The sequence below is a fragment of the Acidovorax sp. ACV01 genome (assembly GCF_014851495.1).
Taxonomy (GTDB): domain Bacteria; phylum Pseudomonadota; class Gammaproteobacteria; order Burkholderiales; family Burkholderiaceae_C; genus Acidovorax; species Acidovorax radicis.
On sequence record NZ_JACUZT010000004.1, the window covers coordinates 428,029 to 448,970 of the forward strand.

Annotated in this window: 18 protein-coding genes, 1 pseudogene and 1 riboswitch; of the genes and pseudogenes, 11 read left to right on the forward strand and 8 right to left on the reverse strand. The window is 67.3% G+C overall.

From position 1 onward, the window contains the following. Positions 1–12: 12 nt before the first annotated feature. Complete coding sequence (locus IB243_RS14545; protein WP_010462298.1) at positions 13–468, reverse strand: type II secretion system protein N; 456 nt, start codon at positions 466–468, stop codon at positions 13–15. 72 nt (positions 469–540) lie between these two features. Between IB243_RS14545 and gspG the strand changes: the two genes are divergently transcribed. From gspG to IB243_RS14595, 10 genes are all read left to right on the forward strand, one after another. Beyond that, positions 541–981 (forward strand): type II secretion system major pseudopilin GspG, encoded by a 441-nt coding sequence (gene gspG / locus IB243_RS14550; RefSeq protein WP_029413934.1) that lies wholly within the window; start codon positions 541–543, stop codon positions 979–981. Positions 982–1,119: 138 nt separating this feature from the next. Further along, complete coding sequence (locus IB243_RS14555; protein ID WP_010462302.1) at positions 1,120–1,551, forward strand: prepilin-type N-terminal cleavage/methylation domain-containing protein; 432 nt, start codon at positions 1,120–1,122, stop codon at positions 1,549–1,551. Further along, entirely contained in the window at positions 1,548–1,931 is a 384-nt protein-coding gene (gene gspI, locus IB243_RS14560; protein ID WP_057271887.1) for a type II secretion system minor pseudopilin GspI, read from the forward strand. Before IB243_RS14555 ends, gspI begins: the two co-directional genes overlap by 4 nt. A 4-nt stretch (positions 1,932–1,935) precedes the next feature. After that, the gene (locus IB243_RS14565; RefSeq protein WP_192427903.1) at positions 1,936–2,736 is read left to right on the forward strand and encodes a type II secretion system protein J; all 801 of its coding nucleotides are present in this window, start codon (positions 1,936–1,938) and stop codon (positions 2,734–2,736) included. Positions 2,737–2,738: 2 nt separating this feature from the next. After that, a complete protein-coding gene (gene gspK, locus IB243_RS14570; protein WP_192427905.1) occupies positions 2,739–3,857 on the forward strand; it encodes a type II secretion system minor pseudopilin GspK in 1,119 nt (372 codons plus the stop codon). Positions 3,858–3,939: 82 nt separating this feature from the next. Further along, a complete protein-coding gene (gene gspL / locus IB243_RS14575) occupies positions 3,940–5,208 on the forward strand; it encodes a type II secretion system protein GspL (protein WP_010462309.1) in 1,269 nt (422 codons plus the stop codon). Continuing rightward, a complete protein-coding gene (gene gspM / locus IB243_RS14580) occupies positions 5,205–5,756 on the forward strand; it encodes a type II secretion system protein GspM (protein ID WP_057271891.1) in 552 nt (183 codons plus the stop codon). Before gspL ends, gspM begins: the two co-directional genes overlap by 4 nt. 32 nt (positions 5,757–5,788) lie before the next feature. Further along, a complete protein-coding gene (gene gspN, locus IB243_RS14585) occupies positions 5,789–6,598 on the forward strand; it encodes a type II secretion system protein N (protein WP_370540343.1) in 810 nt (269 codons plus the stop codon). Between the two features lie 4 nt (positions 6,599–6,602). After that, positions 6,603–9,191 (forward strand): type II secretion system secretin GspD, encoded by a 2,589-nt coding sequence (gene gspD / locus IB243_RS14590; protein ID WP_192427907.1) that lies wholly within the window; start codon positions 6,603–6,605, stop codon positions 9,189–9,191. Positions 9,192–9,204: 13 nt separating this feature from the next. Next, on the forward strand, positions 9,205–10,593 hold the full coding sequence (locus IB243_RS14595) for a GspE/PulE family protein (RefSeq protein WP_010462317.1): 1,389 nt from the start codon (positions 9,205–9,207) through the stop codon (positions 10,591–10,593). A gap of 136 nt (positions 10,594–10,729) precedes the next feature. Here the strand turns inward: IB243_RS14595 and IB243_RS27450 are convergent. From IB243_RS27450 to lpxC, 5 genes and pseudogenes are all read right to left on the reverse strand, one after another. After that, positions 10,730–10,795, reverse strand: a pseudogene (locus IB243_RS27450) (hypothetical protein); the annotation flags it as partial. A gap of 6 nt (positions 10,796–10,801) precedes the next feature. Then, entirely contained in the window at positions 10,802–12,460 is a 1,659-nt protein-coding gene (locus tag IB243_RS14600) for a methyl-accepting chemotaxis protein (protein WP_057229072.1), read from the reverse strand. Positions 12,461–12,642: 182 nt separating this feature from the next. Continuing rightward, on the reverse strand, positions 12,643–14,523 hold the full coding sequence (thiC, locus tag IB243_RS14605; protein ID WP_192428054.1) for a phosphomethylpyrimidine synthase ThiC: 1,881 nt from the start codon (positions 14,521–14,523) through the stop codon (positions 12,643–12,645). Positions 14,524–14,664: 141 nt separating this feature from the next. Then, positions 14,665–14,788, reverse strand: a riboswitch (TPP riboswitch). A gap of 50 nt (positions 14,789–14,838) precedes the next feature. Further along, the gene (locus IB243_RS14610) at positions 14,839–15,015 is read right to left on the reverse strand and encodes a hypothetical protein (RefSeq protein WP_010462321.1); all 177 of its coding nucleotides are present in this window, start codon (positions 15,013–15,015) and stop codon (positions 14,839–14,841) included. A 144-nt stretch (positions 15,016–15,159) separates the two neighbouring features. Then, complete coding sequence (gene lpxC, locus IB243_RS14615) at positions 15,160–16,083, reverse strand: UDP-3-O-acyl-N-acetylglucosamine deacetylase (RefSeq protein WP_192427909.1); 924 nt, start codon at positions 16,081–16,083, stop codon at positions 15,160–15,162. A 192-nt stretch (positions 16,084–16,275) separates the two neighbouring features. On the opposite strand from lpxC, the gene IB243_RS14620 reads away from it, so the two are divergent. After that, complete coding sequence (locus IB243_RS14620; protein WP_192427911.1) at positions 16,276–18,069, forward strand: methyl-accepting chemotaxis protein; 1,794 nt, start codon at positions 16,276–16,278, stop codon at positions 18,067–18,069. 147 nt (positions 18,070–18,216) lie between these two features. Here IB243_RS14620 and ftsZ read toward each other — a convergent pair whose 3' ends face one another. Both ftsZ and ftsA read right to left on the reverse strand, forming a co-directional pair. Continuing rightward, positions 18,217–19,458, reverse strand: a complete 1,242-nt coding sequence (gene ftsZ, locus IB243_RS14625) for a cell division protein FtsZ (protein WP_010462327.1) — start codon at positions 19,456–19,458, stop codon at positions 18,217–18,219. 235 nt (positions 19,459–19,693) lie between these two features. After that, a complete protein-coding gene (gene ftsA / locus IB243_RS14630; RefSeq protein WP_010462329.1) occupies positions 19,694–20,923 on the reverse strand; it encodes a cell division protein FtsA in 1,230 nt (409 codons plus the stop codon). Between the last annotated feature and the right edge of the window lie 19 nt (positions 20,924–20,942).

The window sequence follows — 20,942 nt, forward strand, 5'->3', positions numbered from 1 at the left end:
GCAGCCCCGGAATCAACGCTTGAGCGGCATGTCCAGCGTGAGCGTGGCCGGGCCACCGGCTTCGCGCCCCAGCTGTGCCTGGCGTGGGCCCACCGCCTGCAGCAGCAGCCCCTCATCCACCGCCGTGCCCACCCGGAACGGCTTGGCGGGTTTGCCATCCACCGCGATCAACGCGGCGCCGCCCCCGCTGTTGCGGCCCGAAAGCACCCCGATCAGCGCGAACCGGCTGGCCAGCGTCGCCACCGGGGCGGCCGCCACCACACCCGGGGCTGCGGGCACAGCCCCCAGCAGCCGGGCCAAGGCCTGCGCATCGGGCGCCACGGGCGCGGGCAGCACCACGGGCGCTGCGGTTCCGGCCGCAGGGGCCGACAGGCGCAGCCCCCAAAAGACCACGCTGGCGCCTGCGGCGGCCCATAGCGCCAGAGTCCCCAGGCGGACGCCCCATTTGCTGTACGTATTGGTCACCATGCGGGGATTATGATTCACGCGATTCGACCATCCGAGAGACCGCCAGCAGTGAACACTTCTTTTCCCCGCCTCTTGCGCTCCGCACACCACCGCCTGGCCAGGAATGTGGCCCGTGGCTTCACCCTCATCGAGCTCATGGTGGTGCTCGTCATCATCGGCGTGCTGGCCGCCCTCATCGTGCCCAATGTGCTGGAACGTGCCGACGATGCCCGCGTGACCGCCGCCCGCACCGACATCACCAACATCATGCAGGCGCTCAAGCTGTACCGCCTGGACAACCAGCGCTACCCCACGGCCGAACAGGGCCTGCAGTCGCTCATCATCAAACCCACCTCGGGGCCGGTGCCCAACAACTGGAAGCTGTACCTCGAAAAACTGCCCAACGACCCCTGGGGCCGTCCGTACCAGTACCTGAACCCCGGCATCAAGGGCGAGATCGACGTGATGTCGTTCGGCGCCGATGGGCAGTCGGGCGGCGAAGGCAAGGACGCGGATGTTGGCAGCTGGCAGTAGTGTGGCCCCCACGGTCGCGCACTGCGTGTCGCTCCCTGCCCCCCGAGGGGGCCGGGCCTTGCTTGGGGCGGCCCGGCGCTGCGGCCGCTCGCCTTCTGGAAACGCCGCGACCGTTGCAACCTCACGTTGCATAGGCCCATGAACCGCTCACGCGGCTTCACCCTCCTTGAATTGCTGGTGGTCATCAGCATCATCGCCCTGGCCACGGCCGGGGTAGGGCTGGCGATGCGCGACAGCGGGCAGACGCTGGTCGAGCGCGAGGCGGCCCGGCTCGCGGCGCTGCTGGAATCCGCGCGGGCGCAGTCGCGCGCCGGGGGCATGCCTGTGCGCTGGCGTGCCGACGCGCGTGGTTTCCGGTTCGAGGGCCTGCCGCCCAGCGCACTGGCGGCAATGCCCGGCCAGTGGCTGGATGCAGGCACCACGGTGCGCGCGCCCACGCTGCTGGTGCTGGGGCCGGAGCCCCTCATTGGGCCCCAGCAGGTGCTGATCACCCACCACGCCTATCCCGAGCGCACGCTGCGCGTCGCTACCGACGGGGTGCGTCCCTTCACCGTCGAGACCGTCCAATGAACACCCCCCTGCCCCCCTGCCGCCGCAAGCGACTGCACGGCTTCACGCTGGTGGAGGTGCTGGTGGCGCTCAGCATCGTGGCCATCGCACTCATGGCGGGGCTGCAGGCCACCACGGCGCTCACGCGCAATGCGCTGCGCCAGTCAGACATCGTGCTGGCCCAGCTGTGCGCCGAGAACGAACTGGTCTATGCGCGCCTTTCACGCCAGATGCCCAGCGTGGGCGACAGCCAGCTCACCTGCGAACAGGCCGGGCGCCAGCTCACCGTGGCCCTGATCGTGCGGCCCACGCCCAACCCGAGCTTCCGCCGCATGGACGCGCAGGTGCTGGATGGCGACAACTCCATCCTGCGCATCTCCACCATCATCGGAAGGTATTGACTAGATGGCCCCCCTGAGTCGCTTCGCGCCTTCCCCCCAGGGGGACGCCACCCGTGGCCTGGCAAAGCCAGTTCCACGGTGGCACTGGCGTTTGGGCGCGCCAGGTTCCACGGCCTCCGGCGATGCGCGGCTGCATGCAAGAAGGAACCAGTCACGCCGCACTCACGGTGGCTTCACGCTGGTCGAGCTGCTGCTGGCCATTGCGGTGATGAGCCTGCTGGCCATCCTGAGCTGGCGGGGGCTTGATGGCATGGTGCGGGCGCAAGAGATCACGCGCCAGCGGGCCGACGAGATGCTGGTGCTGCAGTCGGCCCTGGGCCAGTGGGGCACGGACCTGGATGCACTGATGCCCATTGCCAACACCACGCCGCTCGACTGGGATGGCCAGGTGCTGCGTTTGACGCGGCGCAGCAGCGCGGTGCCCGACGAGGGCGCCCTGGTGGTGGCGTGGACGCGCCGGGGTGCCCAGGGTGTCGGCCAGTGGATGCGCTGGCAGTCGCCACCGGTGCGCACGCGCGCCGAATGGCAGGAAGCGTGGCAGCTGGCCGGGCAATGGGCGCGCAGCCCGGGCGAGGCCGAGCGGCGCCGTGAGATGACGCTGCTGCCACTGGAGGACTGGCAGATCTTTTATTACCGGGGCGGTGCGTGGTCCAACCCGCTGTCCAGCAGCGGCGCCACGCCGGCGGGCACCTCGGCCATCCCCGATGGCGTGCGCCTGCAGATCACCCTGCCGCCCGGCCAGGCGCTGGTGGGCCGGCTCACGCGCGACTGGGTGAACCCCGTGCTGGGTGGGGGGCGGACATGACAATGACAAGCCCCCCCCTGAACAGCTGCGCCGCTTCCCCCCAGGGGGACGCCACCCGTGGCCTGGCAAAGCCAGTTCCACGGTGGCACTGGTCTGGGTCGCGCCAGTTTCACGGCGCCTCAGGGGGATTCCACACGTGGCCGCGCCCGGTTCGCGGGGAGCGCGGTGCTGCGCTGCTGCTGGCCATGCTCACCGTCACCCTCGTGGCCACTTTCGCGGCGGCGTCCATGTGGCAGCAGTGGCGCGCGGTGGAGGTCGAGACGGCCGAGCGCGGCCGCGTGCAGTCCACCTGGATTCTGGTCGGCGCGCTCGACTGGTCGCGCCTGATCCTGCGCGAAGACGGCCGCTCGGGCGGCGCCGACCACCTGGCCGAGCCCTGGGCCGTGCCACTGCAGGAGGCGCGGCTGTCCACCTTTCTCGCGGCCGACAAGAACGTGAGCCAGGTGGACGACGCCACCACCGACACCACCGAGGCCTTTCTGTCGGGGCAGATTTCGGACATGCAGGGCCGGCTGAACCTGACCAATCTGGTCGATGGCGGCAATGTGCAAACCCTGACGCTGCGGCAGTTCACGCGGCTGTTCGAGCGCCTGGCACTTCCGCAGCAGGAACTGAGCCTGCTCACCGACGCTCTGCGGCGCGCGCAGGCCACCACCGGCGCCGACGTCAACACCGCCCCGCTCTTGCCCCCCACCATGTCCCAATTGGGCTGGCTGGGCCTGGCGCCCACCACCGTGGCCCGCCTGGCGCCCCACGTGACGCTGCTGCCCGTGCGCGCGCCGGTCAACCTCAACACCGCCGACATCGATGTGCTGCTGGCCGCCATCGACGGCCTGGACATGGCCAGTGCCCAAAAGATGCTGCAAGCCCGCGAAGCCCGGCATTTCCGCACGCTCAGCGAGGTGCGCGACCTGCTGGGCGCCAGCATCGACATCAATGAAGGCGCACATGCCGTGGCCTCCTCGTACTTCGAGGTGCGCGGCCGCCTGCGCCTGGGCGATGCCATGGTGGACGAGCGATCGCTGGTGCGCAAACAGGGCATCGAGGTCACCACGCTGTGGCGCGAACGGGGTGCTTTTGACCGCGAAACTGCCCCCGGCACGCCGGAGGCACCGCGCTGAAATCTGACACATCTGCAACACATCCGCAGGTTCGGCCCGCACCGTCAAGCCCGCCCCCTAAAATGGCCCGCAAAACCTGTCCATGAGCACCCTCATTCTTTTCCTGCCGCCGGCCCGTCCGGGGCCGGCCACCGAGTACAGCTACACGCTGACGGCGGACGGCCACACCGCCCTTCGCCACGCCACCGCCCCGGCCGCGCTGCTGCCCGAACCCACACGCCCTGGCGGCGAAGTGGTGGCCGTGGTGCCGGCGCGGGCACTGTCCTGGCAACGGGTGCAACTGCCGCCTGGCTTGGCATTGGGCGCGGGCCAGCAGACACCGCGCCTGAGGTCGGCCTTGGAGGGGCTGCTCGAAGACCGCGTGCTCGACGATGCAGCACAACTGCATTTCGCCATCCAGCCCGATGCCAATGCGGGCGAACCCGTGTGGGTGGCGGTATGTGACCGCAACTGGTTGCGCGAAAACCTGCAGGCCCTGGAAGCCGCCGGCCGCCGTGTGTCGCGTGTCGTGCCTGAATTCGCCCCCGGCCCCACCCCCAGTGGCCGCCCCGAGCTGTGTGCCCTGGGCACCCCCGAAGACGCCTGCGTGGTGCTGACTGGCCAGGGTGCGGACCACGGCGTGGCCGTGTTGCCCCTGTCCATTGCCTCCGTGATGCTGGCCCGTGCCGGGCTGCCCCAGGATGCAGCCACGGACGAAGACAATGCACCGGTGGTGCGCGCCGAGCCTGCGGTCGCGGCCCTGGCAGAGCGCACCCTGGGCCAGCGCGTGGCACTGCACACCGCCAGCCAGCGGGCGCTGGACGCCGCACGCGGCGACTGGGATCTGGCCCAGTTCGATCTGGCCAGCACAGGCCGCACCCGTGCACTGCGCAAGGCAGGCAGCCTGGCCAGCGCACTGCTGAATGCCCCACAGTGGCGCGCGGCGCGCTGGGGTGCGGGACTGCTGGTGGTGGCCCATCTGATCGGGCTCAATGCCTGGGCCTGGCAGGAGCGCCAGGCGCTGGCCGCCAAACAGGCAGCCGTTCGGTCCACGCTGACGCAGACTTTCCCCAAGGTGCAGGTCGTGGTGGACGCCCCGGTGCAGATGGAACGCGAACTGGCCCAGCTGCGGCAGGCGGCCGGTGCCGTATCGGCCCGTGACCTGGAGCCCTTGCTCGCTGCCGCAGGAGCAACCTTGCCCAGCGGCCGCCAGCCCACGGGCATCGAATACGCCCCCGGCGAGCTGCGCCTGCGCGGTGTCACGCTGGCCCCCGATGAAGAATCCGTGCTCTCGGCCCGCCTGCAGGCGGCGGGCTACCGGGCCCGGCTGGACGATGGCAGCCTGCTGCTGCGCGCGGAAGGCACACCATGACCACCATTACCTCCCCCGCCCTGCGCGCCCGCTGGCAGGCCCTGGCCCCGCGTGAGCAAAACATGGTCCTTGCCGCGGGCGGCCTCATCGCCTTCGCCCTGCTGTGGTGGCTGGCCGTGGCACCGGCGCTTTCCACGCTGCGCGCCGCGCCAGCGCGCCACGCCGAGCTGGACACACAGTTGCAGCGCATGCAAGGCCTGCGCTCCGAGGCGCAGCAGCTGCAGTCGGCCCCGCGCAATACGCGCGGCGATTCCGTCGGTGCGCTGCGCACGGCGCTCGCACAACGCCTGGGCAATGCGGCCCAGCTCAACGTGGTGGGCGACCGCGCCACCGTCACGCTCAAGGGCGCCCCCGCCGACGCGCTGGCCCAGTGGCTGGCCCAGGCACGCAGCAACGCCCGCGCCGCCCCGGTGGAAGCGCGCCTGACCCGCAGCACCGCCGCGGCAAGCCCCGCGCCCAACGCCCCGGTCCCCCTGGGCGGCGCGGCCGCTGCGATGCCACGCTGGGACGGAACCCTGGTGCTGGCCCTGCCGCCAGCCCAGCCCTGAAGCGACCCACCGGCACCAGACCCCCTCTCCCCGTGGCCACCTCCCTCCGACACAGAAAACCCATCACCCGCGCGCCCCGCAGCGCATGGGCCTGGGCGCTGACAGGCGCCGTAGCGGGCGTATTGCCTGCCGTGGTGGTGTTTGCGCCAGCGCACTGGCTGGCGCAAAACGTGGCCAGCGCCACGGGCGGGCAGGTGCAGCTGTTGCAAGCGCGGGGTACGGTCTGGACGGGCTCTGCACAGCTGGTGCTGACGGGGGGCGCTGCCAGCCAGGACAGCGCCGCCCTGCCCGGCCGCCTGGACTGGCGAATTCGCCCCAGCTGGAGTGGCCTGCACGCGCAGCTGCATGCCAGTTGCTGCACACCCACACCACTGCAGCTGCAAGCGAGTGCAGGCTGGTCTGGCACGCGCCTGACCGTGATCGACGGCGAGAGCCTGTGGCCAGCCTCCGTGCTGACCGGGCTGGGCACGCCCTGGAACACCCTGCAGCCCCAGGGCCAGCTGGCGCTGCAGACCCGCGGCTTCACCCTTCGGTGGAGTGCCGGGCGCATGTCCCTGGCGGGCCAGGTGCAGCTGGATGCCCGGGCCATGTCATCCCGCCTGTCCACCCTGCGCCCCATGGGCAGCTACCGGCTGGCGGTACAGGGCGGCGAGGTGCCCACGCTCACACTGAGCACGCTGGACGGGCACCTGCAGCTCAACGGCACCGGCCAGTGGGTGGGCAATCGCCTGCGTTTTGCGGGGGAGGCCAGTGCCGCCCCCGAGCGCGAAGCAGCCCTGTCGAATCTTCTGAACATCATTGGACGGCGCAACGGCGCGCGCTCCATCATCACCGTGGGTTGAACCTATGAACTCCTTGTTGTCACCACGCCTGGGTTTTGCTCTTAAAGCAATAGCAGCTAGCGCATTACTGGCATGCGCCAGTGGCCAAATTGTTGCCCAAACTGCCATCGATACCGGCACGGGCAGCGTGCGCGCCGGCGAGCCCGTCACCCTGAATTTCGCCAATGCCGAGATCGAAGCCGTGGCGCGCACCATGGCCACCATCACGGGCCGCAATGTGGTCGTGGACCCGCGCGTGAAGGGCCAGCTCAACCTGGTCACCGAACGCGCCGTGACGCCCGCCGCCGCCTTCCAGCAGTTCCTGGCAGCGCTGCGGCTGCAGGGCTTCACGGTGGTGGAGGCTGCAGGCCTGTACAAGGTGGTGCCCGAAGCCGACGCCAAGCTGCAGGGCGGCAGCGTGAGCGTGGTGCAGGGCAGTTCTGGCAGCGCCCCCGGTGGCGGGCAGATCGTCACGCAGATCTTCAAGCTCAACTTCGAGAACGCCGCCAACCTCGTGCCGGTGCTGCGCCCGCTGATCAGCCCCAACAACACCATCAACGTGAACCCCGGCAACAACTCGCTGGTGATCACCGACTACGCCGACAACCTGCAGCGTCTGGCGCGCATCGTGGCGGCCATGGATGTCTCCAACGCCAGCGACGTGGAGGTGATTCCGCTGCGCAACGCCATCGCCACCGACCTCGCGCCGCTGGTGGCGCGCCTGATAGACGGCGGCAGCGGCGCCGCACCGGTCGCCGCACAGGGGCAGGCCGACACCTCGTTCAAGACCACGCTGATTGCCGAGCCGCGCAGCAACTCGCTGATCCTGCGGGCCGCCAACCCGGCCCGCGTGACCCAGGTGCGCGCGCTGGTAGCCCAGCTGGACCAGGCCCCCGCGCCCGGCAGCAGCGCATCCACCGGCAACATCCATGTGGTGTACCTGAAGAACGCCGACGCCACCAAGCTGGCCACCACGCTGCGAGCCGCCATGGCAGCCATGGGCGGCAGCGGCAACACGGGTGGTGGCACTGCGGGCGCGAGCGCAGCACCGGCCGCACCCAGCGGCGGCCTGGGCGGTGGGGGCACCAGCGGCAACATGCTGTCCGTCGGCAGCGGCCTGTCGGGTGGCAGCAGTGCAGGGCTGGGCGCGGGCAACAACAGCATGGGCACCAGCAGCACCAACAACAACCAGCCTTCCACGGGTGGCCAGATCCAGGCCGACCCCACCACCAACTCGCTCATCATCACGGCGCCCGAGCCGCTGTACCGCCAGCTGCGTGCGGTCATCGACAAACTGGACGGGCGGCGCGCGCAGGTGCTGGTTGAAAGCCTGATCGTGGAAGTCGCAGCCAACAAGGTGGCGCAGTTCGGCATCCAGTGGCAGGGCATCCTGGGCAAGCAGGGCGATGGCACCGTGGGCGTGATCGGCACCAACTCCAGTACGGCCGGCGCCAACATCCTGGGGCTGACGGCCGCGCTGGCGTCGGGCAGCGCCAGCAGCATCGCCACCGCCGCGAGCGGTCTGGGCGGGGGCCTGAACCTGGCGCTGGCGCCGCGTATCAACGGCCAGTACTACCTGGGCGCGCTGGCCAACTTCCTGCAGAACAGCGGCGACGCCAACGTGTTGTCCACCCCCAACATCATGACGCTGGACAACGAGGAGGCCCGCATCCTCATCGGCAACAACGTGCCCTTCGTCACCGGCTCGTATGCCAACACCACGGGCAGCGGCACGGTCAACCCCTTTCAGACCGTCGAGCGCAAGGATGTGGGCCTGATGCTCAAGGTGCGCCCGCAGATCGGCGAGAACGGCACGGTGAAGATGGCCATCTACCAGGAGATCTCCAAGATCGACGGCAACACCCTCAGCAACGCCAACGGACCCAGCACCAGCAAGCGCTCGGTCGAGTCGAACGTGATGGTGGACGACGGCAGCATCATCGTCATTGGCGGCCTGCTGGAAGACACCTACTCGCAGGGCGAGGACAAGGTGCCGTTGATGGGCGATCTTCCTGTAGTGGGCAATCTGTTCAAAAGCGAGAAGCGCAGCCGCAACAAGACGAACCTGATGATCTTCCTGCGCCCCATCGTGGTGCGCGACACTGCCACCAGCGACGCATTGGTCGTGGACCGTTATGAGGCCATCCGCGCCTTGCAGCACACCACACAGCCTGGCCCCAGCCTGATGATGGGCACGGTCTCTGGCGCCCCCATCCTTCCCGCGCTGCCCGAGCGGGCGCCTTCGGCCCCCAGTCCTGCGTCCGTGCAGCCCGCCGTGCCGGTGCCCCTGCAGCAGCTCGCCCCCGCGGCACCACCGACCCCACCTGCACCGCAAAGCAGCGCACCCGCCGCCCCGGCAGCCCAGGCACAGGCCCCGGCACCGCAGTACTACGTGAATGTGGGCGTGTTCGGCAAGGACGCGGAATCGCGCACCGCCATGACCAAGCTGCGCAGCTCCGCCCTGCCCCTGTCCATTCAATCGGTAGACACCAACCGTGGCACGCTCACCCGCGTGCGGGTCGGCCCCTACAACTCCGAGGACGCTGCCAATGCGGCAGCCGCCACCGTGCGCAGTCTGGCACTCAACGCCACGGTCTCGCCCCAGGCGCTCTGAGGGACCCACACCCATGCGCCATCCTCTGCCCTACGCCTTTGCCCGCACCGCCCAGCTGCTGCTGGAGGACGACGGCCACCATCTGGTGCTGTGGCATGGCCCCCACCCCGACGCGGGGGCGCTGTCGGAGGTGCTGCGCAAGCACGCCGTGCAGCAGCTGCTGCCGCTCGACGCCCCGGCACTGGCCCAGCGCATCAGTGCCGTGTATTCGCACAGCGAATCGAGTGCGGCCACGGTGGTGAGCGAGGTCGAGAGTGATGCCGACCTCTCGCGCATGATGCAGGAACTGCCCGCCGTGGAGGACTTGCTGGAGTCCGCCGGCGACGCACCCATCATCCGCATGCTCAATGCCCTGCTCACGCAGGCCGCGCGCGACGGAGCAAGCGACATCCACATCGAACCGTACGAGCGCCATTCCAGCGTGCGCTTTCGGGTGGACGGCACGCTGCGCGAGGTGGTGCAGCCCAACCGCGCCCTGCACGCCGCCCTGATCTCGCGCCTGAAGATCATGGCCGACCTCGACATCAGTGAAAAACGGCTGCCGCAGGACGGCCGCATCAGCCTGCGCCTGGGCACCCGCGCCATCGACGTGCGCGTGTCCACGCTGCCCAGCGCCCACGGCGAACGTGCGGTGCTGCGGCTTTTGGACAAGAGCGAAAGCAAGCTCAGCCTGGAAGCCGTGGGCATGCAGGGCGACACCTTGCGCCGCTTCGAAGGCCTCATCTCGCAGCCGCACGGCATCATCCTGGTGACCGGGCCCACGGGCTCGGGCAAGACGACCACGCTGTACGCGGGCCTGGGGCGCCTGGACGCCACGCGCAACAACATCATGACGGTGGAAGACCCCATCGAATACGAGCTGCCCGGCGTCGGCCAGACCCAGGTCAACAGCAAGATCGAGCTGACCTTTGCGAAGGCCCTGCGCGCCATCCTGCGGCAGGACCCGGACATCATCATGATCGGTGAAATCCGCGACTTCGAGACCGCGCAGATCGCCATCCAGGCCTCACTGACGGGCCACCTGGTGCTGGCCACGCTGCACACCAACGACGCCGCCAGCGCCGTGACGCGCCTGACCGACATGGGGGTGGAGCCGTTCCTGCTGTCGTCCTCGCTGCTGGGGGTGCTAGCGCAGCGCCTGGTGCGCAAGTACTGCAGCCATTGCCAGGGCAGCGGGTGCGATCACTGCGGCCAGACGGGCTATACGGGCCGCACCGGCGTGTTCGAGCTGCTGGTGACCACGGACGCGATCCGCGCGCAGATCCACAACCAGGCGTCCGAAGCCGACATTCGCACCGCAGCGCTGGCGGGTGGCATGGCCCTGATGCGCGACGATGGCGAGCGGCTGATTGCCGCGGGCATTACCAGCCGTGAAGAAGTGCTGCGGGTAACCAGGGACTGAGATGCCCCCTGAGCCGCGGCGCGGCTTCCCCAGACGGGGGACGTAGCCGGTGGCCTGGCAAAACCAACTCCACGAGTGCACTGGCCTGGGGCGCGCCAGTTGCAAGCGCTGTGGGGTTGCGCAAAACCATGGCAAGCTACCATTTACTATTATTTTGATAGCTACTAGCGCTTGATGGACAAGCGCCATCTGCCAAAAAGACCTGAAATTACCGTATCCGCAGCGCGGGCCGGCGCGGCGCCTGGGCCACGGCTGGTGCAGAGGGCGCTGCTGCTGCCGCGCTGAAGGCCGATGGTGTGGAAACACCGCCGTCCTGCAGCTTGAACTGGCTGACCGCGCTACTCAGGTGCAGGGCCTGTTCGCGCAGCGACTCGGAAGCAGCGGTGGACTCTTCCACCAGCGCGGCGTTCTGCTGCGTCATCTGGTCGAGCTGGCCCACGGCCTGGCTGATCTGGCCGATGTTGTCGCTTTGCTCGGCCGACGAGGCGGTGATCTCCGCAATGATGTCGGACACCCGGCGCACGCTGCTGACGATCTCGGTCATGGTCTGCCCGGCCTGACTGACCAGGCGCGAGCCGTCTTCGACGCGTTCCACCGACGAACCGATCAGGCCCTTGATCTCCTTGGCCGCCTCGGCACTGCGCTGCGCGAGGTTACGCACCTCACTCGCCACCACGGCAAAACCCCGGCCCTGTTCGCCGGCGCGCGCGGCCTCTACTGCGGCGTTGAGCGCGAGGATGTTGGTCTGGAATGCAATGGAGTCGATCACGCCCGTGATGTCGGCGATCTTGCGCGAGCTGGTGGTGATCTGGTCCATGGTGGTGACCACCTGCGACACCACGGCACCGCCACGCGCGGCCACTTCGGCGGCCGACGAGGCGAAGTCGCTGGCCTGGCGGGAGGACTGCGCGCTTTGCTGCACGGTGCTGGTCAACAGCTCCATGGACGAGGCTGTTTCCTCCAGGTTGGCCGCTGTCTGCTCGGTGCGGTGGCTCAGGTCGTGGTTGCCGCTGGCGATCTCGGAGCTGGCGGTGGTGATGTTACCTGCCGAGTCCTGCACCTGGCGCACCAGGCCACGCAGGGCATCCTGCATGCGGCCCATGGCCGAAACCAGCTGGCCGACCTCATCCTGGTTCATGGCAGCCACGTCCCGCGAGAGGTCGCCACTGGCAATGCGGTCGGCCAGCTCCTGCGCCTGGCCCAGGGACCGGGTGATGGAGCGCACGCTGAAGAACGTGAGCGGAATCAGTACCGCCAGCCCAAGCAGCAGCCCGATGCCAATGAGGGCAGACATCGTGGAGGTGCGCGACTCCACACCTTCGCGGGCTTCATCCATCCGCGCACGGGCCGTGGCGGACAGGCTGGAGAACAGCTTGTCGGTGGCCTCCATGTGCACTTTCAGGCGGTCTGCGTAGGCACCACCGCCTGCACCATCGAGCTGGGCACGCTCGATCTGCTCGAAGATCGGCGAGATGCCAGTTTCGTACTGCTTGATCTCGTCCAGGGATTTATCGATGGACGCGACGAACTCCGTGTCGCCCGACTGGACCTGGCGCACATCGGCAAGGCTCTTGCGCAGGGCGGCCAGGGTCTTGGCCCAGGACTCGCGCAAGGCCGAGACCTCCACCGAGTTGTTGAAATTGATGATGATGTCTTTTTCGGTCCGGCGCAGGTCCCCCAGCGTGGTGCGCAGATCCGACATGTCCGTGAGGGTCTGCACTCGCTGCGAGAACAGCACCTGCAGCGTGCCGCGCGTGCGGTCCAGCGCCACATAACCCATGGCGCCAATGACAACAAGAAGAATCAGGGAAAAAACGGTCCCGAAGTAAAGGCGCGTGCGGATGGAGAAGCGGCCGAGAGCATTCATGGCTCTTCCTTACATTTTTTAACAGACAACTCAGCATAGCAAATTTAGTGCCACACACCATCCTCCCGATCTTCTGAACCGGGGGGTGGGCGGGACTATAGAGCGAGCGCTGTCGTCTGCCGCACAGGGTAAGCACGGCCCCGGGCCCTGGTGCAGGGAATCCCCGGGGGTAGTAGGCGGGCTTATGCAGCCGGTGTTACAGGAATGTAGAGCTGCCCGCCCAGGCGCTGGAATTCCACCGCCTTGGTCTCCATGCCCTGGGCCAGGGCATCCGCCTCCGCCATGCCTTTTTGCGCAGCAAAGTCACGCACTTCCTGCGTGATCTTCATCGAGCAGAACTTCGGTCCGCACATCGAGCAGAAATGCGCCACCTTGGCCGAGTCCTTGGGCAGGGTTTCGTCGTGGTATTCCTTGGCGGTCTCCGGGTCCAGGCCCAGGTTGAACTGGTCTTGCCAGCGGAAGTCGAAACGCGCTTGGCTCAGCGCGTCGTCGCGCGAGCGGGCGCCCGGGTGCCCCTTGGCCACATCGGCAGCGTGGGCGGCGATCTTGTAGGCAATGATCCCTTGCTTCACGTCGTCGCGGTCGGGCAGGCCCAGGTGCTCCTTGGGCGTCACGTAGCACAGCATGGCCGTGCCCATCCAGCCGATCATGGCCGCGCCGATGGCGGACGCAATGTGGTCGTAGCCCGGTGCGATGTCGATGGTCAGCGGGCCCAGGGTGTAGAACGGCGCCTCGTGGCAGGTCTTGAGCTGCTCGGTCATGTTGGCCTGGATCATGTGCATGGGCACATGGCCGGGGCCTTCGATCATGGTCTGCACGTCGTGTTTCCAGGCCACCTGCGTGAGCTCGCCCAGCGTGTGCAGCTCGGCAAACTGGGCTTCGTCGTTGGCGTCTGAAGCGCAGCCGGGGCGCAGGCCATCACCCAGGCTGAACGACACGTCGTATGCCTTCATGATGTCGCAGATGTCCTCGAAGTGCTCGTACAGGAAGCTCTCGCGGTGGTGCGTCATGCACCACTTGGCCATGATGGAGCCCCCGCGCGAGACGATGCCCGTGCGGCGGTTGGCCGTGAGGTGGATGTAGGCCAGGCGCACACCCGCGTGGATGGTGAAGTAGTCCACACCCTGCTCGGCCTGCTCGATGAGCGTGTCGCGGAAGATTTCCCAGGTCAGGTCTTCGGCCACGCCACCCACCTTCTCCAGCGCCTGGTAGATCGGCACGGTGCCGATGGGCACCGGGCTGTTGCGCACGATCCAGTCGCGCGTGGTGTGGATGTTCTTGCCGGTCGACAGGTCCATCACGTTGTCGGCACCCCAGCGGATCGCCCACACGAGCTTTTCCACTTCTTCCTCAATGCTCGACGTGACGGCCGAGTTGCCGATGTTGGCGTTGATCTTGACCAGGAAGTTGCGGCCAATCGCCATCGGCTCCACCTCAGGGTGGTTGATGTTGGCGGGGATGATGGCCCGGCCCCGGGCCACTTCGTCGCGCACGAACTCGGGGGTGATGATGCGCGGGATGCTGGCCCCCAGGGGGTTGCCCATCAGGCGCTGCTCACGGCCAGCGTCGGCCATGTACTGCTCCATCCACTCGCGCTTGCCGTTTTCGCGAATGGCCACGTATTCCATCTCGGGGGTGATGATGCCTTTGCGGGCGTAGTGCATCTGCGTCACATTGGCACCACTTTTGGCCCGCAGAGGCTTGCGCTGCAGCGCGGCGGCCTCGGCACGCAGCTGGGCCAGGCGGGTGGCGTCTTCGCTCTTTTGGCCGTCGTCCAGCGCCACAGGCGCGCGGCCTTCGTAGTGCTCCACATCACCACGGCCGGTGATCCAGCCACCTCGCACGCTGGACAGGCCCTTGCGCACATCGATCGCAGCCTCGGGGTCGGTATACGGGCCGGAGGTGTCGTACACGCTGACCAGTTCGCCATTGGTCAGCGCAATGTCGCGCACGGGCACGCGCAGATCGGTGTGCAGGTGGCCGGGGAGGTAGGCCTTGCGCGATGCAGGAAAGGGTTCGCGCGTGCGTGCGAGCAACTCGGCGAACTTCTCGGGGGTGGCCAGCTTGGCGTGGGGGTCGGGGGCGTTCATGGGCAGGTCTCCTGGTTCCGGTGGCGGTAGGTGCTGCTCCGGAATGGACCTGTGCGCCCCTCGGGTGCGGCGGCACCTGAGGCATGGCGTGCCAGCAGGGACTGCGGGCACGGGGACAAGGAGGTCGGCTCTTCTTCCGCCGGTATGAACCGGATCAAGTTCGTCGGGTTCGCGAGGCCTGCCGAATTTCTTCAGCCGACTCGCATCTCAGCGCTTACGCACACCCCGGAGCAGGCGCGAGTATAGGCCAGAAGAAAAAGAGGCCCCAGTCGCACTTCGACCGTACGGTCAGGCCAAACGGCCGATGAGGATCACCGCAAAGAAGAAGACGGCTGCGATCACCGTCCATTTGAGGATGACGAGCCCCAGGCGCTTGTAGCGCGCCTGGCCCGTGCCCGCATAAAACGCAAACGACACGGCAGCCGCCAGAAGCAGCAGCATGGCCAGCCAGCGAAAGATCAGCATTTCACGAATCCCCCGCGCCGTGAAAACTGACGTGGCATGGGCCAGGGACGCCCAGCAAGGGGCGCCTCGCAGCGACGGCGTTGCTCCCCTCCCACAACGCGAGAGAGAGGGAAGGCGCGAAGCGACTCAGCGAGTGCTTCATCGCTACCAGGCGCGCGCGGGCTGCACAAAGCCGCTCGGAGCCTGGCGCTCGTCCTCGAAGGTGACCACTTCCCAGGCATCGCGCTGGGCCAGCAGCTCGCGCAGCAGCAGGTTGTTCATGGCATGGCCCGAACGGAACGCGCTGTACGCGGCCAGCAGCGGTTTCCCAATCAGGTACAAATCGCCCATGGCGTCCAGGATCTTGTGCTTCACGAACTCGTCGTCGTAGCGCAGGCCGTCGCTGTTGAGCACCTTGTAGTCGTCCATCACGATGGCGTTGTCCAAGCCCCCGCCCAGCGCCAGGCCGTTGGAGCGCATCATTTCGACATCGCGGGTGAAGCCAAAGGTGCGTGCGCGGGCAATGTCGCGGCTGTAATTGCCCGCCCCCAGGTCAAACTCCACACGCTGGCCAGTGGAATCCACCGCAGGGTGGTCAAAGTCGATCTCGAAGCTGAGCTTGTAGCCGTGGTAGGGGGTGAGGCGCGCCCACTTGGCGTTGGCGCCCTCGCCCTCGCGCACTTCCACAGGCCGGGTGACGCGGATGAAACGCTTGGGCGCGTTCTGCAATTCGATCCCCGCGCTCTGCAGCAGGAAAACGAAGGAAGCCGAAGACCCGTCAAGGATGGGCACCTCTTCCGCAGTGATGTCCACATAGAGATTGTCGATGCCCAGGCCCGCACAGGCCGACATCAGGTGCTCCACCGTGTGTACCTTGGCATTGCCCACCGCGATGGTGGACGCCAGCCGCGTGTCCGTCACCGCTTCAGCCCGGATCGGGATGTCCACCGGCTGGGGCAGGTCAACCCGCCGGAACACGATACCCGTGTCCGGCTGCGCGGGCCGCAGGGTCAACTCGACCCGCTGGCCGCTGTGCAGCCCGACGCCTACGGCCCGGGTCAGTGTCTTGAGGGTGCGTTGCTGGAGCATCTCGGCATTTTAGTTTCTGGCGCCCCGCCCCGCACACGCTGAGGTCTTGCCAGCCTCACCAACACCGCCCCCGGAGCCACCGCCGCGTTTTCACCTACAGCACATGCCCCAGGGTTCGCCGCACAATTTGGGGTCGGCGGGCCTTAAAAGACACAACATGAACACACCGCAAACGCCCCACAGGAGACTCCCATGAGCAAGCTCAGCTTCAAAATGAAAATCATGCTCATGATCGGCACCGCACTGGCTGCGCTGCTGATCATGGCCGTCATGTCCTTGCTGCAGGAACGACGGCTGATCAGCGAGTCGCGCAAGGAGTTGCTGACCACGGCCGTCCAGTCCGCCCACAGCATCGTCGCCGCCTACCAGGCCAAGGCCGCCAGCGGCGCCATGCCCCAGGAAGAAGCACAAAAGGCCGCCAAGGACGCCCTGCGCATTGCCCGCTATGGCGGCGCCGACGGCAAAACCGAGTACTTCTACATCTGGACCACCGAGGGCGTCGGGGTGATGCACCCCTTCAAGACCGAGTGGGACGGGCAGGACATGCTGGGCAAGGTCAAGGATGGCTCGGGGGTGGACATCATTGGCCTGCTCGTGAACGGCATCCGCAACAGCAAGGACGGCAAGGCCTTTGTCCCCACAATGTTTGCCCGCCCGGGTCAAACGACACCCCAGCCCAAGCTGCAGTACATCGTCCGGGTGGACGGCTGGAACTGGATGGTTGGCTCAGGCCTCTACACCGACGACGTGGATGTGCTGCTGCGCCAAGCCCTGCTGTCGAGCCTGGCCATGGTGGTGGTGGTGTTTCTGGTCGTCGGCGCCATTGGCATGATGGTGTCGCGGTCGGTATTGCGCCAGATCGGGGGAGAGCCCACCGACGCCATCGCCATCATGTCGGAAGTGGCCCAGGGCAACCTCGATACCCCAATCCCCACGGCCCACCCGGGCTCGATGCTCGACGGCCTGGCCCACATGGTCACCTCGCTGCGCAAGCTGGTCACCGACGTACGCTCCGCCACCGACAGCATCGCCACCGCGTCCAGCGAGATTGCCCAGGGCAACAATGACCTCGCCCACCGCACCGAAGACACGGCCAGCAACCTGCAGAGCACCGCGAGCAGCATGGAAGAGCTGACCAGCACCGTCAAGCAGACCTCGGAATCCGCACAGACCGCCAACCAGATGGCAACGTCGGCCGCTGCCGTCGCGGCACGCGGGGGCGAGGTGGTGTCGCGGGTGGTGGCCACCATGCAGGACATCAACGCCAGCAGCAACAAGATCAGCGACATCATCGGTGTCATTGATGGCATTGCCTTTCAGACCAACATCCTGGCCTTGAATGCCGCAGTGGAAGCCGCCCGTGCGGGCGAGCAGGGCCGGGGCTTTGCCGTGGTGGCCAGCGAGGTGCGCAGCCTGGCCCAACGCAGTGCAGAAGCCGCCAAGGAGATCAAGACCCTGATTGGCGCGTCGGTCGAAAAGGTGGCATCGGGCACGCAACTGGTGGGCAATGCGGGCGCCACCATGACCGAGATCGTGGACAGCGTTCAGCGCGTGACCGACATCATTGGAGAGATCCGCTCCGCCACCTCTGAACAAAGCCAGGGGATTGCGCAGGTCAACACCACCATGAACCAGCTCGACCAGATGACGCAGCAGAACTCGGCCCTGGTGGAACAATCCACCGCCGCCGCAGACAGCCTGCGCGAGCAGGCCATGAAACTCACCCAGGTGGTCGCGTTGTTCCGGGTGAATGGCAGCAATGCCTCGGCACCTGCCCCCATGCCGGCAAGCCGGCCAGTGCCTTCGGCGACACCCCGTCCGGCACCGGCCCCCGTACGCGCCGCGGCACCACGCCCCGCACTGGCCAAGGCTGCGGCCCCCCGCCCACCCGCTCCAGCCGCCAAGGCACCGGCAGCAGCGCTGCCCCCCAAGGCCAGCAGCCCCAAGCCCGCCGCAGATAACAACGACGATTGGGAGTCCTTCTAAACCAGGGGTGCTGAGGGCCTCAAGGGCCTGAGCCAGCACAAGAGCCCACACTGCCCACAAAAAAGAGGCCCTGCCAGCTCACGCTGGCAGGGCCTCTTTCATTCTTGGGGTCCAACAGTCACCCTGTGGGCCACCGGAGACCTCCGATCAGTCGGCTTGCTTGCGCAGGAAGGCCGGGATCTCCAGGTCATCCATACCACCCGACGACAGTGCGTCCACACGGGCTGCCGCCTGCGTGCGGTTGGTACGCCAAACGCTGGGCACCGACATGCTGCCGTAGTCGGCCTGTGCGCTGCCGGCGTGGCCGCCTTGCACACCCACCGCACCACCCAGGGTGCCGACACCAGCCACGGGCATTTGATAGGCCATGTTGTCCGTGCCCGTGCGCAGGCCACCCTGCACCACCGAGATGGGCTGGCGGCGTGCGTTGACGCGCGACAACCCCGTGGCCACCACGGTCACGCGGATCTCGTCGCCCAGGGTTTCGTCGTAGGCAGCGCCGAAGATGACGTGTGCATCGGTCGAGGCATAGGCGTTGATGGTGTTCATGGCCTGGCGCGACTCGGACAGCTTGAGGCTGCCCTTGCTGGCCGTGACCAGCACCAGCACACCCTTGGCGCCCGACAGGTCGATGCCTTCCAGCAGTGGACAGGCAATGGCCTGCTCCGCAGCGATGCGCGCGCGGTCGGGGCCGCTGGCGGTGGCCGTACCCATCATGGCCTTGCCAGGCTCGCCCATGACGGTGCGCACGTCTTCGAAGTCGACGTTCACCTGGCCGTACTCGTTGATGATTTCAGCAATGCCGCCCACGGCGTTCTTGAGCACGTCGTTGGCATGCGCAAAGGCTTCGTCCTGGGTGATGTCGTCGCCCAGCACGTCTAGCAGCTTCTCGTTGAGCACCACGATCAGCGAGTCCACGTTGGCTTCCAGCTCGGCCAGGCCATCGTCGGCGTTCTTCATGCGGCGGCCACCTTCCCAATCGAAAGGCTTGGTGACCACACCCACCGTCAGGATGCCCATTTCCTTGGCCACGCGCGCGATCACCGGAGCAGCCCCGGTCCCGGTGCCGCCGCCCATGCCGGCCGTGATGAACAGCATGTGCGCGCCCTGGATGGCGTCACGGATGTCGTCCACCGCAGCTTCGGCCGCATCGCGCGCCTTTTCTGGCTTGCCGCCCGCACCCAGGCCGCTGCCGCCCAGCTGGATGACACGGTGGGCCGAGCTGCGCGTCAGTGCCTGCGCGTCGGTGTTGGCGCTGACAAACTCCACGCCCTGCACGCTGCGGGCGATCATGTGCTCGACGGCGTTGCTGCCACCGCCGCCCACGCCGATCACCTTGATCTGGGTGCCCTGGTTGAATTCTTCGGCTTCGATCATTTCGATGGTCATGTTGGAGCTCCTGTTTCTAGATTCGTATGCAATTGCCAAATGGGGATTGGGGTACCTGGTAGGGAAGAGCGCGGCGGTCCTGTACATCGCCATCGCTCGCGCGGCGTTTGGTGGGGACTCCCTCGCGCCAGCCACAAGGCCCCCACGCTTGCCACTGCGTGTGCTGCGCTGCCCCCCATGGGGGCTTGCGCGCCTTGGGGCGGCCCGGCGGCGCTCATTCCTAGGTATTTCATGGTCAGAAATTCCCCACGATGAAATCTTTGAAACGCCCGAACGCGGTCTTCATGGAGCCGCTCTTTTGCGCCACCTTGAAGCCGCGCAGCCGTGCCAGGCGAGCTTCTTCGAGCAGGCCCATGACAGTGGCTGCTCGTGGCTGGGCCACCATGTCGGACAGGGCACTGGAATACTTGGGAATGCCGCGCCGCACGGGCTTGAGGAAGATGTCCTCGCCCAGTTCGATCATTCCCGGCATCACCGAACTGCCGCCCGTAAGCACGATGCCCGAGGACAGCACTTCTTCGTAGCCCGACTCGCGAATGACCTGCTGCACGAGCGAGAAGATCTCCTCCACCCGCGGCTCGATCACACCCGCCAGCGCCTGCTTGCTCAGCATGCGCGGGCTGCGGTCGCCCAGGCCGGGCACTTCGACCTGGCTCTCGGGGTCGGCCAGCAGTTGCTTGGCGTAGCCACTCTCGACCTTGATGTCTTCTGCGTCCTTCGTGGGAGTGCGCAATGCCATGGCGATGTCGCTGGTGATGAGGTCGCCCGCAATCGGAATCACCGCCGTGTGGCGGATCGCACCGCCCGTGAAGATCGCCACGTCCGTGGTGCCCGCACCGATGTCCACCACCACCACGCCCAGCTCGCGCTCGTCATCCGTCAGCACCGCCTGGCTGCTGGCCAGGGGGTTGAGCATGAGCTGCTCGACCTCCAGGCCACAGCGGCGCACACACTTGATGATGTTCTCGGCCGCACTCTGCGCGCCTGTCACGATGTGGATCTTGGCCTCCAGGCGGATGCCGCTCATGCCGATGGGCTCCTTCACATCCTGCCCGTCGATCACGAATTCCTGCGGCTCCACCAGCAGCAGGCGCTGGTCGCTGGAGATGTTGATGGCCTTGGCCGTCTCCACCACGCGCGCCACGTCGGCCGAGGTGACTTCCTTGTCCTTCACAGCCACCATGCCGCTGGAGTTGAGGCCGCGAATGTGGCTGCCAGTGATACCGGTGTACACGCGCTGGATCTTGCAGTCGGCCATCAGCTCGGCCTCCTTGAGGGCCTGCTGGATGCTCTGCACCGTGGCGTCGATGTTGACCACCACACCGCGCTTCAAGCCGTTGCTCGGGGCCACGCCCAGACCTGCGAGCTTGAGCTCGCCATTGGGCAGAACCTCAGCCACCACGGCCATGACCTTGGCGGTGCCGATGTCCAGCCCCACCACAACGTCTTTGTATTCTCTTGCCATATCAGTCTCTGCCCTTCTC

Bases quoted from the DNA above. Each gene is read 5' to 3' on its own strand.
- lpxC (WP_192427909.1), bottom strand. From the start codon at position 16,083: ATGCTCCAGCAACGCACCCTCAAGACACTGACCCGGGCCGTAGGCGTC.
- gspD (WP_192427907.1), top strand. From the start codon at position 6,603: ATGAACTCCTTGTTGTCACCACGCCTGGGTTTTGCTCTTAAAGCAATA.
- IB243_RS14555 (WP_010462302.1), top strand. From the start codon at position 1,120: ATGAACCGCTCACGCGGCTTCACCCTCCTTGAATTGCTGGTGGTCATC.
- IB243_RS14620 (WP_192427911.1), top strand. From the start codon at position 16,276: ATGAGCAAGCTCAGCTTCAAAATGAAAATCATGCTCATGATCGGCACC.
- ftsZ (WP_010462327.1), bottom strand. From the start codon at position 19,458: ATGACCATCGAAATGATCGAAGCCGAAGAATTCAACCAGGGCACCCAG.
- ftsA (WP_010462329.1), bottom strand. From the start codon at position 20,923: ATGGCAAGAGAATACAAAGACGTTGTGGTGGGGCTGGACATCGGCACC.
- gspM (WP_057271891.1), top strand. From the start codon at position 5,205: ATGACCACCATTACCTCCCCCGCCCTGCGCGCCCGCTGGCAGGCCCTG.
- gspK (WP_192427905.1), top strand. From the start codon at position 2,739: ATGACAAGCCCCCCCCTGAACAGCTGCGCCGCTTCCCCCCAGGGGGAC.
- gspL (WP_010462309.1), top strand. From the start codon at position 3,940: ATGAGCACCCTCATTCTTTTCCTGCCGCCGGCCCGTCCGGGGCCGGCC.
- IB243_RS14545 (WP_010462298.1), bottom strand. From the start codon at position 468: ATGGTGACCAATACGTACAGCAAATGGGGCGTCCGCCTGGGGACTCTG.
- IB243_RS14595 (WP_010462317.1), top strand. From the start codon at position 9,205: ATGCGCCATCCTCTGCCCTACGCCTTTGCCCGCACCGCCCAGCTGCTG.
- gspI (WP_057271887.1), top strand. From the start codon at position 1,548: ATGAACACCCCCCTGCCCCCCTGCCGCCGCAAGCGACTGCACGGCTTC.
- IB243_RS14600 (WP_057229072.1), bottom strand. From the start codon at position 12,460: ATGAATGCTCTCGGCCGCTTCTCCATCCGCACGCGCCTTTACTTCGGG.
- IB243_RS14610 (WP_010462321.1), bottom strand. From the start codon at position 15,015: ATGCTGATCTTTCGCTGGCTGGCCATGCTGCTGCTTCTGGCGGCTGCC.
- IB243_RS14565 (WP_192427903.1), top strand. From the start codon at position 1,936: ATGGCCCCCCTGAGTCGCTTCGCGCCTTCCCCCCAGGGGGACGCCACC.